The 13,057-nt window shown below is 40.7% G+C and carries 8 protein-coding genes; 6 read left to right on the forward strand and 2 right to left on the reverse strand.

Annotation, left to right across the window (positions count from 1 at the left end; genetic code table 11):
- Nucleotides 1-33: 33 nt before the first annotated feature.
- Both gltB and gltD read left to right on the forward strand, forming a co-directional pair.
- Nucleotides 34-4,584: a glutamate synthase large subunit gene (gene gltB, locus KO561_RS09640; RefSeq protein WP_231096889.1), complete on the forward strand. Its 4,551-nt coding sequence runs from the start codon at nucleotides 34-36 to the stop codon at nucleotides 4,582-4,584.
- Between the two features lie 14 nt (nucleotides 4,585-4,598).
- Nucleotides 4,599-6,095: a glutamate synthase small subunit gene (gltD, locus tag KO561_RS09645; RefSeq protein WP_231096890.1), complete on the forward strand. Its 1,497-nt coding sequence runs from the start codon at nucleotides 4,599-4,601 to the stop codon at nucleotides 6,093-6,095.
- A gap of 143 nt (nucleotides 6,096-6,238) precedes the next feature.
- On the opposite strand, the gene KO561_RS09650 is transcribed toward gltD, so the two are convergent.
- Entirely contained in the window at nucleotides 6,239-6,988 is a 750-nt protein-coding gene (locus KO561_RS09650; protein ID WP_231096891.1) for a CBS domain-containing protein, read from the reverse strand.
- A 182-nt stretch (nucleotides 6,989-7,170) separates the two neighbouring features.
- Between KO561_RS09650 and KO561_RS09655 the strand changes: the two genes are divergently transcribed.
- The 4 genes from KO561_RS09655 to KO561_RS09670 all read left to right on the forward strand — a co-directional run bounded on the left by KO561_RS09655 (nucleotide 7,171) and on the right by KO561_RS09670 (nucleotide 11,962).
- On the forward strand, nucleotides 7,171-8,244 hold the full coding sequence (locus KO561_RS09655) for a branched-chain amino acid aminotransferase (RefSeq protein ID WP_231096892.1): 1,074 nt from the start codon (nucleotides 7,171-7,173) through the stop codon (nucleotides 8,242-8,244).
- 185 nt (nucleotides 8,245-8,429) lie between these two features.
- Nucleotides 8,430-9,632 carry an MFS transporter gene (locus KO561_RS09660; RefSeq protein WP_408004868.1) on the forward strand — a complete coding sequence of 401 codons (1,203 nt, stop codon included), beginning with the start codon at nucleotides 8,430-8,432 and terminating at the stop codon, nucleotides 9,630-9,632.
- Between the two features lie 11 nt (nucleotides 9,633-9,643).
- Nucleotides 9,644-9,946: a hypothetical protein gene (locus tag KO561_RS09665; RefSeq protein ID WP_231096893.1), complete on the forward strand. Its 303-nt coding sequence runs from the start codon at nucleotides 9,644-9,646 to the stop codon at nucleotides 9,944-9,946.
- A 57-nt stretch (nucleotides 9,947-10,003) separates the two neighbouring features.
- Nucleotides 10,004-11,962 carry a tripartite tricarboxylate transporter permease gene (locus KO561_RS09670; RefSeq protein ID WP_231096894.1) on the forward strand — a complete coding sequence of 653 codons (1,959 nt, stop codon included), beginning with the start codon at nucleotides 10,004-10,006 and terminating at the stop codon, nucleotides 11,960-11,962.
- 39 nt (nucleotides 11,963-12,001) lie between these two features.
- On the opposite strand, the gene KO561_RS09675 is transcribed toward KO561_RS09670, so the two are convergent.
- The gene (locus KO561_RS09675; RefSeq protein ID WP_231096895.1) at nucleotides 12,002-12,970 is read right to left on the reverse strand and encodes a tripartite tricarboxylate transporter substrate binding protein; all 969 of its coding nucleotides are present in this window, start codon (nucleotides 12,968-12,970) and stop codon (nucleotides 12,002-12,004) included.
- Nucleotides 12,971-13,057: the final 87 nt, after the last annotated feature.

Consider the following 13,057-nt stretch of genomic DNA (forward strand, 5'->3'; position numbering starts at 1 on the left):
CTCAAAAGGAATAGAGAGAACGGGGGCGTAAACATGACTTATAACAAAATGCCTAAGGCGCAGGGTCTTTACCGTCCTGAATTTGAACATGATGCATGTGGGATTGGTTTATACGCGCATTTAAAAGGCCATGCTACCCATGATATCGTGAAAAAAGGGTTAAACATGCTATGTCAATTAGATCACCGTGGAGGGCAAGGAAGTGACCCTAATACTGGTGACGGAGCAGGTCTGATGGTTCAAATTCCGGATCAATATTTTAAAAAAGTATGTGAGGGTTTTAACTTACCAGAAAAAGGACGCTATGGAGTTGGAATGGTTTTCTTTTCTCAAGACAAGGCTGAAAGAGAAGCGATTACCGATAAAGTGAACACGCTAATAGAACAAGAGGGGCAAGAACTAATTGGTTGGAGAGATGTGCCAACTGATGTCAGAAAAGTCGGAATTAACGCGCAGGAAACATGCCCAGTGGTGCAGCAAGTATTCATAGGGGCACAAGAAGGAATCGACGACTTAACATTTCAACGAAAATTATATGTCATTCGAAAACAAGCAGAACAATGGGCAGAAAAGAAAGAAATGCGCTTTTATTTTGCTAGTCTTTCGAATCAAACGATTGTTTATAAAGGTTTACTGACACCAAATCAAGTAGATGAGTTTTACTTAGATTTGCAGGATGAGGATTTTGTTTCGGCTTTTTCCTTAGTACACTCACGCTTTAGTACCAATACATTCCCAAGCTGGGAGCGCGCACACCCGAATCGTTATTTGATTCATAACGGGGAAATTAACACGATGCGTGGAAACATCAACTGGATGCGTGCAAGAGAACAGCAATTTGTTTCCGAAGCATTTGGTGACGACTTACAAAAAGTTTTACCTGTTTTAAACGATAACGGAAGTGACTCTTCTGTACTAGATAATGCGTTAGAATTCTTTATCCTAGCAGGAAGAAAGCCAGCTCACGCTGCGATGATGCTTATTCCAGAGCCATGGAAAAAGAATCCGCATATTTCGCCAGAAAAGAGAGCTTTCTATGAATACCACAGTACGTTAATGGAGCAGTGGGATGGTCCTACATCTATTACATTTACAGATGGAAAGCAAATCGGTGCGATTTTAGACCGAAATGGATTAAGACCAGCTCGTTATTACGTGACGAAAGATGACTACATTATTTATTCTTCTGAAGTTGGAGTTATCGATGTAGAAGAAGAAAATGTTTTATACAAAGATCGACTTAGTCCTGGGAAAATGCTGTTAGTGGACTTAGAAAAAGGAAAAATTATTGCAGATGAAGAGCTTAAAGCAGAAATGGCTCAGGAACATCCGTACCAAGAATGGTTAGATAGTGAAATCGTAACATTAGACAATGATGTGAATGTAGTGGAAGAGGAGCCAGTAAGTGACTTATTGGTGAGACAAAAAGCGTTTGGATATACGTATGAAGATGTGCATAAATATTTACTTCCTATCATAACGGAAGGGAAAGACCCGATTGGTTCGATGGGAAACGATAGCCCGTTAGCGGTATTGTCTGATCGACCACAATCATTGTTCAACTACTTTAAGCAATTATTTGCACAAGTAACGAATCCTCCGATTGATGCTTATCGCGAGCAAATTGTAACCTCTACGTTGACTTACTTAGGACCTGAAGGGAATATTTTACACCCGGATGAATCAAACTGCCATCGTATTCAACTAGATAGCCCAGTCTTATCCAATCAACAATTAAAAGCCTTGTTAGATAATAAATTAGATGGATTTAAAAGCCAAGTCATTCCATCTTTATTTGAAAAAGATTTAGAGCAAGGGCTAGAAGCTATCTTTAAGCAGGCGAATGAGGCAATTTCGTCTGGGGTAAATCTCTTAATCCTATCCGATCGCGAGATGAGTAAAGAAAAAGTAGCAATTCCAGCCTTACTTGCGGTTAGTGGGTTACATCAATATCTCGTAAAGCAAGGGAGTCGGACTAAGGTAAGTATTATTGTAGAATCTGGCGAAACACGAGAAGTGCATCATTTTGCGGCTCTTATTGGATATGGCGTAGATGCGATTAATCCGTATCTAGCGTTTGAGACGTATAAGCAAGCTATTGTAGATGGAGCACTGTCCGTAAGCTATCCGCAAGCCGTTCATAAGTATATAGATGGTGTAACGGAAGGCGTCGTAAAAGTAATGTCTAAGATGGGTATTTCAACGGTTCAAAGTTATCGTGGTGCCCAAATCTTTGAAGCGGTTGGAATTAGTGAAGCCGTTATGAAAAAATACTTCACTGGTACTGCTTCACAAATCGGTGGAATTGGTTTGGAAACAATCGCAAAAGAAGCTAAGCTTCGCCATGAAGAAGGTTTTAAAGAATCGATTGACACTACCCTAGAAGCCGGTAGTGATTTCCAATGGAGAAGTAACGGCGAGCACCATGCTTTTAACCCGAAAACGATACACACCTTGCAGTGGGCTTGTCGCCGAGGAGACTATAACCTCTTTAAAGAGTATTCGACATCTGCTGATGAAGAACGTTTAGGCTTTTTACGAAATCTATTTACATTTAAATCTACAAATTCTATTCCATTAGAAGAAGTGGAAACTGTTGATAGCATTGTAAAAAGGTTTAAAACGGGTGCGATGTCATTCGGTTCCTTAAGCCAAGAAGCTCATGAAGCACTGGCCATTGCGATGAACCGTTTAGGTGGAAAGAGTAATAGTGGAGAAGGTGGAGAGAATCCGAAACGTTATGAACTAGACGAAAACGGAGATTCCCGCCGCAGTGGAATTAAGCAAATTGCTTCAGGTCGATTTGGAGTGAAAAGCCATTATTTAGTGAATGCAGATGAACTGCAAATCAAAATGGCACAAGGTGCAAAACCGGGAGAAGGCGGGCAGTTACCTGGTAACAAAGTATATCCTTGGGTAGCTAGTGTTCGTGGTTCAACTCCTGGTGTGGATTTGATTTCACCACCACCACACCACGATATATATTCGATTGAAGATTTGGCTCAGCTCATTCACGATTTGAAAAATGCAAACCGTGATGCGCGAATTAGTGTAAAGCTAGTTGCGAAAGCAGGCGTAGGTACGATTGCTGCTGGGGTTGCTAAAGGAGCGGCAGATGTTATTTCAGTTGTTGGTTATGATGGTGGGACAGGAGCTTCCCCTAAAACGAGTATTAAACACACTGGATTACCATGGGAGTTAGGACTTGCAGAAGCCCATCAAACGCTCATGCTAAACGGATTAAGAGAACGAGTAATCCTGGAAACAGACGGAAAGCTCATGACCGGTAAAGATGTTGTCATGGCTGCGTTACTTGGAGCAGAAGAGTATGGTTTTGCTACAGCACCTCTCGTTGTACTAGGATGTGTGATGATGCGCGCTTGTCACTTAGACACATGTCCAGTAGGGGTTGCCACACAGAACCCTGAACTCCGTAAAAAGTTCATGGGAGATCCAGACCATATTGTGAATTTCATGAAATTCGTTGCCGAAGAAGTTCGTGAATTGATGGCAGAGCTAGGTTTCCGTACGATGGATGAGATGGTTGGAAGAACGGATGTCTTAGAGGTAGGAGAACGTGCAGGGTCGCATTGGAAGGCAAAAGACCTTGATTTAACAACTCTTCTTTATCAACCAGAAGGTGGTAGAATCCGTGTATCCTCTCAAAACCATAAGCTTGCAGAATCACTCGATATCACAGAAATATTACCTGCCGTTCAATCTGCGATTGAAACAGGTGAAAAAGTGGATAAAAGCTTTTCTATTCGAAATACAAACCGTGTCGTAGGAACCATTGTTGGAAGTGACATCTCCAAAAAATATGGAGAAAAAGGTCTACCTGAAGATACGATTACGCTTCGATTTAAAGGGTCAGCAGGACAAAGCTTCGGCGCTTTTGTACCGAAGGGCATGACGATGATCCTAACAGGAGATAGCAATGACTATGTTGGAAAAGGATTGTCTGGTGGGAAATTGATTGTTTCTTCACCAAAGGAATCTACCATTCTAGTAAGTGACAATGTCATTGCCGGAAACGTTGCTTTTTATGGGGCAACAGATGGTGAAGCGTACATTAACGGTTGTGCAGGAGAACGTTTCGCCGTCCGTAACAGTGGCGCACGAGTAGTTGTTGAGGGAATTGGTGATCATGGCTGTGAATATATGACAGGTGGTCGAGTCGTTATTCTGGGAGAGGTTGGAAAGAACTTTGGTGCCGGAATGTCTGGTGGTGTTGCATACGTTTATGCGGAAAATAAAGAGAAGTTTGAAAACCTTTGTAACCAAGATATGATTGAGCTAGAAAGCTTGATAGATCAACAAGAAATAGAAGAAGTAAAAGCTATGATTCAAAAACATTTAGATTATACCAATAGTAGTAAAGCAGCTGGTGTTCTGAACAATTGGCAGGATTCTTTCCAACATATTGTGAAAGTTATCCCAAGTGATTATAAGCATATGCTTAGCCAAATCGAGGAATTAAAAATTGCAGGTATGAGCGACGTCGAAGCACAAATGACAGCTTTTCAAGCAAAAAAGTCTAATAAAAAGGTAGCGAAAGCACCGGAAAAAGTAGCCGTAAAATAGAAAGGAGAGAGATAATGGGAAAAGCAACTGGTTTTATCGAATATAAGCGTGAAGAAGCCCAGGAACGAAATCCAAAGACTCGTTTACAGGATTGGAATGAGTACTCTGCTCCTTTCTCGGATGAAGTATTACAACGACAAGGAGCACGCTGCATGGATTGTGGGACTCCCTTTTGTCACATCGGAATGGAGATAGGTGGGGCAACCTCTGGTTGTCCTGTCTACAACCTCATTCCAGAATGGAACGATTTGGTGTACAAAGGGAGATGGAAAGAAGCTTTAGAGAGATTAATAAAAACGAACAATTTCCCTGAATTTACAGGAAGAGTTTGTCCTGCTCCGTGTGAAGGGTCTTGTACCGTAGCCATCTCCGATCCTGCCGTAACGATTAAAAATATCGAGCAAGCAATCATAGATAAAGGTTTTGAAAACGGATGGATTACGGCTCGTATTCCGAAGAAACGGACCGGAAAAACAGTTGCCATTGTTGGCTCTGGTCCAGCTGGTCTAGCAAGCGCGGATCAGTTAAACCAAGCTGGTCATTCGGTTACTGTTTATGAGAAATCAGATCGCATTGGTGGTCTTTTAATGTACGGCATTCCGAGCATGAAGCTAGAAAAACATGTGGTAGACCGTCGTGTAAATCTATTAAGGGAAGAAGGCGTAACCTTCATCACGAACACGGAAATCGGGAAGGATGTAACATCAGAACAACTAAAGGAACAGTTTGATGCTGTTATTCTTTGTACTGGTGCGCAAAAACATAGAGACTTAGTCATTGAAGGAAGAGAATCCAATGGCGTAGAATTTGCTATGGATTACTTAACTCTTTCGACGAAAAGTTTATTAGATTCCAATTTCGATGATGGTCAATATATCGATGCCAAAGGCAAAGATGTTATTGTCATTGGAGGGGGAGACACAGGTGCTGACTGTATCGCAACAGCGGTCCGTCAAGACTGTAACAGTGTTGTACAGTTCGGGAAACACCCACAATTACCGATGGCTAGAACATCGAACAACCCTTGGCCGGAATACCCTCTTGTTTTCGGACTTGAATATGCGCATAAAGAAGCAAAAGCGAAGTTTGGGGAAGATCCACGTCAATATTCAATTCAAACGAAAAAGTTTGTTTCCGATGAGAACGGGAACTTAAAAGAGCTTCACACGATAGAAATGAGAAAAGTGCGCGATGAAAGTGGGATGTTTGTTTACGAGGAAATTCCTGGCACAGAAAAAGTTTGGCCTGCACAGCTTGTCCTAATTGCAATTGGTTTTGAAGGTCCTGAACAACAAGTGTTAAAAGAATTTGGTGTACAGGTTCAAAATCGTAAAGTGGCAGCTGAATACGGAAAATTTATAACAAACGTTGAAGGAGTATTTGCTGCAGGGGATGTAAGAAGAGGGCAAAGCTTAATCGTTTGGGCTATTAACGAGGGAAGAGAAGTAGCTCATAAAGTAGACCAATATTTAATGGGCTCCAGTACCTTACCAAGCCAACTTGCTATGTAATAGTTACTTTGTACGAACAAAGTGCTAGAAGTATCTGGACTGGAGTTGGACGTGACGGTTATACGCACTAAGCAAATTCATGAAATTTTTTAAGCAAACCAAAAATAGACCTGGTGCATGGCTAGCATCAGGTCTATTTGTCATTATAGCTGGCTAATGGTAGAAAAAGTAGTATGATCGATTTGCACCAAATCCCACGACGTTACAATTCCGATGGGGCGTTGCAATTGTAGGCCAGTTTGCGTGATTAACACTGCTTCTAGTTTGCGATTTTGATGAAAGCTTTTTTCAAATAGGGCTTCTAAGTCATAAATAGAGCTATCTCGATTTAGAAAAGTAACATGATGACTTTTTTCATATTGCAGAATGTCCTTAGCCAAAACATGAGACACATCTAGATGGTTATTTAAAAATTGATGGGAGAGCCATTTTGCAATCCCGCCTTCCGTTACTAAGCCAATAAATTGTTGTTCCTGATAGATAGGAAACTGGGAGTAGCCTTTCTCTTTAATCGTATCAAGAATCATTTGTAACGGAGTTTCTGGCGTAAATATCGTGACAGGTTGTGAGGCGATAGATAATGCTAAAGGTGGTTGAAGAAGCAATGTACATATTCGTTCAATCTCTTCCACAATTTCAAGGTGTGGTTCTGCGATATAGAAGTCGTCCTTTACTTTTTCGTGGACGAGTGCATTTCTTAACTTAGAAAACTGCTTCAATAAGTCAAAATGGTAAAGTACAACATTATGTTGCTCTCTTGCCGCATAGAGGACTTCGCCGAATGGAGCGTGATGCTTGGTTGGGTCTACTAAAGCAATTAACTTTTGATGAATGCGATTAAATGCTGCCTCAAAACGAGCTACTTTTTCTCCTGTAACAATGGATGTATCCAAATGGTGATCCCCCCTGTAATTTCTGTATTTTACCTAATAATAGCATAGGGTCATCGCTAGTAGGAGTTATTTTCATGTAGACAATTTTTATTAAATTAATGGGTGTTTTTTTCCGATCTTATTTCACATATAGTGTTACTATAGAGATAACAAATAAAACTTACATGGATAAGGGGAATAGTATGGGAAATCAAGAGATTAAAGTCACACACACGACATCTAAAAAAACAAAACCAAATCCTGATACATTAGAATTTGGCAAAATATTTACAGATCATATGTTTATTATGGATTATTCGCAAGAAAACGGTTGGCATAGTCCTAGAATCATACCTTATCAGCCGATTACGTTAGATCCAGCTGCTATCGTGTTCCACTATGGTCAAACGGTATTTGAAGGCTTAAAAGCCTATAAAACGAAGGAAGGGCATGCGCGGCTATTTCGACCGAATAAAAATATGGAACGGTTAAATCGGTCAAACAGAAGGTTGTGTATTCCAGAAATCGATGAGGAATTTGCTTTACAAGCTATTGAAAAGTTAGTTAGTTTAGAAAAAGAATGGATTCCGACGGCACCAGGAACATCTCTATACATACGTCCATTTATTATTTCAACAGAACCATATTTAGGGGTTGCCCCTTCCAAGAAATATCAATTTATCATCATTTTATCACCCGTGGGTGCCTACTATAAAGAAGGCATTAACCCAGTAAGAATCGCAGTCGAACAAACATTTGTTCGTGCTGTCAATGGAGGAACTGGAGAGGCGAAAACGGCAGGTAATTACGCATCAAGCTTAAAAGCACAAGAGGTAGTTTCAGAAAAAGGGTATGCCCAAGTACTCTGGTTGGATGGGTTAGAAAAGAAATACATCGAAGAGGTTGGCAGTATGAACATGTTCTTTAAGGTTGATGGGGAAGTCATTACCCCAAGCTTGAACGGAAGTATATTGGAAGGTGTTACGCGCAATTCGGTTATCGCTCTACTAAAACATTGGGGAATCCCCGTAACCGAGAAAAAAATCTCCATGGATGAAATTTACGAAGCCCACCAAAACGGTGTGTTAGAGGAAGCCTTTGGCACCGGAACGGCGGCGGTTATTTCACCAGTAGGAGAATTAGCGTGGAATGGGGAACCACTCACGATAAACGATGGAGAAATTGGTAACATCGCAAAAAAATTATACGATACGTTAACAGGTATCCAATACGGCACGGAAAAAGATGTCTTTAATTGGGTAATCGAAGTATCCTAAGTAGAAAAGCAAACCATGGTGGTTTGCTTTTTGTTTTTTAAATAATGGTGCTTTTTTTGGTAATGCTAACAGAAGACTGATTGCATACAGTCAGATAAAGACCGAGAAGGGAGTGTGTAATCAGCTTGTCTAAACAACCAAAACAAGGCTTAGTTATATTGGCAATAAGTACAATTCCTTTGATTATGACATTGGGAAATTCCATGCTCATTCCGATATTACCGGCTATGGAATCCAATTTAAACCTAAGCTCCTTTCAAGTAAGTATGACCATTACGATTTTTTCCATAGCAGCTGCCATTTGTATTCCGATTTTTGGTTATCTATCCGACCGGTTTTCCAGGAAAGCTATCATCGTTCCATCACTTATTATATATGGCTTAGGTGGGTTGCTTGCAGGGATTGCATCTGCTTGGATTGAGAGTGCCTACTTATGGATTATCATTGGACGTACTTTGCAGGGGATTGGAGCAGCAGGAACAGCACCAATCGCAATGGCATTAGCAGGGGACCTGTTTAAAGGCAGTCAGCAGAGTAAAGTGTTAGGGCTTATAGAAGCATCCAATGGATTCGGAAAGGTACTCTCTCCGATTGTCGGTTCGGCTTTAGCTCTACTTGTCTGGTACGGACCTTTTTGGGGATTTCCTATCTTTTGTCTTATCTCCGTCTTATTAACAGCTTTTTTTGTAAAGGAGAAGAAGAAAACAGAGCAACCACCTCCATTCGGGAAGTATGTCAAAGGGTTGTTCTCTGTATTTAAGACAGATGGGAAATGGCTTTTCACAACATACTTAGCAGGAGCAACCTGTTTATTCACTTTATTCGGTGTTCTTTTCTATATCTCAGATGAACTGGAAACAGAATATAACATTGATGGAATAGTGAAAGGATGTATCCTAGCCATTCCACTCTTATTTCTCATGTGCACTTCCTTTACTACGGGTAGTAAGATCGGAAAAAATTTAAAAATGATGAAAAAATTAATCACATTGGGATTACTGATTATGACACTTTCTTTTGCATCCCTCATCTTTTTTGAACAGCTCGTCATTTTTATAGGAATTCTTGTGCTCAGTAGTATTGGGACTGGACTTGTCCTACCTTGTTTAAACAGCCTTATAACAGGTTCTGTTGGAACAGAGAGACGTGGTGCTGTCACATCTTTATACGGATCTGTCCGATTTTTAGGAGTGGCGGCAGGCCCACCTATTTATGGGTGGTTAATGGATTGGTCAAGAACCGGGATGTTTTTATCCACAGCAGGATTAACCTTAATTGTTTGTTTGTTGTCCCTAATCCTTATTAGGCCAACAAATAAAACAGCTTCGAGTCAGTCTGATTCCGAAACCAAAACATTATTTACAAAACTTCAATTAACGAGTGAATAGGAGGAGACATTTTGCAAATTTATTTCTCACCAGAATTTCTAAAAGAAGATTCCCAAGTATTAAATATTCTAGATGATAATGATAAAGCAGTCGGCTATATGGCCTTTTTAATGGAAGAAAAGAAAATGTATGTCTATGGTCAATTGGAACAAGAAGGGGTTTCTGAGGATTTTAAGGATCTTGTCAAACCATATCTTCAAGGTCTTTCTAAGATTAAGCCGGACTTAGAGGTGTTCACATACTTAACAGTTGGCGGCAAGAAGGTCGAGCTAGAAAAACAAAAAGGGGACAGCAATTCGAATCAGAATTCTTAACACAAGTAGGCAGACATATGAATACCATATCCTAGCTCAGTAATGGGGGGATTGGTTATGGATGTTTTTGTCCAGTTGTTTGAATGGCAAAACATGATCATACTGCTAATTGGTATGTTAATCGGGATTATCGTCGGAGCTTTACCTGGTTTGACTCCAACAATGGGAGTAGCGTTGATGATTCCATTTACATTTACCTTGGGACCAACTCAAGGATTAATTATATTAGGAAGTATATTTTGTGGAAGTGTATACGGTGGATCCATTCCTGCGATTTTATTTAATGTTCCTGGTGCACCAGCTTCCGTAGCAACTACCTTTGACGGCTATCCCATGACGAAAAATGGTCAAGCACGAAAAGCATTAGAAATATCGACGATTTCTTCTGTTGTGGGTGGCTTATTTGGGATGTTGCTTTTATTTTTCTTTGCACCAGTATTTGCAAATTTTTCTCTTGAATTTGGTCCTGCTGAAAACCTTTGGATTGCTTTGTTTGGATTAACTGTTATCGCAGCCATATCTGATGGGTCTGTCACCAAAAATCTAATTGGTGGATGTATCGGTATTTTGTTAGCTTGTGTCGGCATTCATACGATTACAGGTACACCTCGTTTTTCGTTTGGAATGGAAAGCTTCGTAGGTGGATTTAATATTGTTGCTGTTCTGATTGGGTTGTTTGCCTTTCCCCAAGCTTTAAATATCTTACAGGAACTGAAGTATTCTAAAGATCAAGCGAATAAAGGTTATACGTTTCAAGGTTCTTCTATAAAATCATCCTTCAAAACGATTTTTACAAAGCCAAAATCACTGATTATAGGAAGTGGACTTGGAACGTTTGTTGGGATGATACCAGGAGCAGGTGGGAATATAGCGTCAATCCTTGCTTACAATGAAACAAAACGTTTCTCAAAGAATAAAGCTTCCTTTGGAAAAGGGGATCCACGTGGGATTATAACATCAGAGAGTGCGAATAATGGCATGATTGGCGGGGCTCTAATTCCGCTTCTAACCTTAGGAATTCCTGGTTCGCCTACAGCTGCAATATTCTTAGGTGGATTGTTGATTCATGGTATTTGGCCAGGGAGAAGCTTATTTGTGGATCACGCTGATACAGCAAATCTGTTTATGCTTAGTATGATTGTGGCTCAGTTTGCATTACTTATTATAGGCTTACTACTTGTTAAGTATTTCGTTAAACTTTCTTATATTCCGTCTTATATTATGGCTCCGGTTATAGTTTCGTTTTCCATCATTGGGGCTTATACGATGCAGAACAGTGTTTTTGATGTATATACCGTTGTTGCGATTGGTTTCATTATGTTTTTATTGCAGAAAGCGAAGTTCTCCGCTGCACCAATTGCATTAGGGTTTATTTTAGGTCCTATTGCAGAGGAGGGCTTGCTCCAAGGGATACAAGTTGGTCAAGCGCAAGGTGCTGCTTGGTCTTACTTCTTTTCCGGTGGGTGGAACATTGGACTATCCCTTTTAGTAGCCATTACGATCCTTGCTTCCATCTTCCAGGCGTGGAAACAAAGAAAGCCGAAGTCAGAACGAACCAGTATTCGACATGTACGTTTCTTATCCGGACCAGCAGTTATTTGGTTAGGTATTATTTTCCTGTTAGCAGGTGGCTTCTATTGGATGACCGGCCTCCCGCCACAACAAAAATGGTTTCCAATATGTGCAATGGGAATATTGATCCTACTGGCGATTATTGAATATGGGAAAGCTCTTATTCAGCCAGATGCTCGTATGTCTTGGAAATGGAACAATAGAGCGGTATATGGGTTAATCGCAATCGTTTGTATCGTTTCAGTAGCTCTAGCTTGGATTGGATTCTATACTCAAGTATTCTTATTACTTGCTTCGGTTGCTACTTTTACGAAATGGAAAAAGTGGATCGATGTGAGTTGGTTCAGGGTGCTATCTGTTTCCGTAATTTTCACAGCGGTTATGTACGTAGTTTTCACCGTTATTGTAAAAGTACCGTTACCATATGCAGTTTCACTCTTTTAATCAGAACAAAAGGAAAGGGGCATCCCCTTTCCTTTTTCGTTATTCTGGGATATCAATGGTTTCCAAAAGTGCTTTGTAATTCTCCTGCCGCTTTTTCATATCCTCAATCGCTTCGTCTCGATTCATTATTAACATATCAGCACCTGCTTTTTCCATGTCAGCTAAGAACTCTTCATCCTCCATAATTTTGAGAAAAGCTTCTTCTAGTTTTGCTATGATTTCCGGTGGTGTTCCTTTAACGGCCGCAATCCCCCGATCTGTGCTCATAATGACAGATGGGTAGCCAAGCTCCTTAAAGGTTGGAAGATCTGGCATGAAAGAATGTCGCTCCTCTGTACCAATAGCTAGAGCGGTTACGTCATCTCCTAATCGATAGATATCGGAAAGATTTCCTGCGACTGCATCAATATGTCCACCCAGAAGTGCCGCAATCGCATCAGATGACCCTTGGTAAGGAACGGCTTCCACTTGAATGCCTGCCGCTTGCTCTAACAGTAAGGTTGCCAAGTGCTGCCCAACATATTTACCCGGATTTCCGATCGTCACAGAGTTTGGCGACTCTTTTGCTTTTGCAATCAAATCCTCAAGGGTTTGAATATCACTATCTCCTTTAACAGCAAAAACCGTTGGATCTCCACCCCAATTAATCAGAGGTTCAAAAGTATCCAACTGGAACGTCGTGTCACTTACCAATGGTTGTGTAATGATGTGAGGGAGATTATAAGCAGCCAAGGTGTATCCATCTTTTTTAACGGTTGAGAATTCGTTCCAGCCAACTTGACCGCCACCTCCTGGTTTATTGACAATGACCAATTCTTGCCCCAGATACTTTTCGGCATGTTTCGCAATGATCCTAGCCTGTGTATCTGTGGCAGCTCCTGGTGAAAAGGCAACAATCATTTGTATCGACTTCTCCGGAAAATCTTCTGAAGAGGAAGTCTGTTTGGAACAGCCTACCAATCCGAATAAGAACGCGAGAACGATAAAACCCATCACGTACTTTTTCATTTCATTCCTACCCCTTTCGATATTCGTCATAAAAGAGGGTATGCAGCGAGTGCTCCGTTTAAATGTTGTCCTTCCAATTCGGCTTGT

Origin of the sequence: Radiobacillus kanasensis (assembly GCF_021049245.1) — a bacterium.
Classification (GTDB): Bacteria; Bacillota; Bacilli; order Bacillales; family Amphibacillaceae; genus Radiobacillus; species Radiobacillus kanasensis.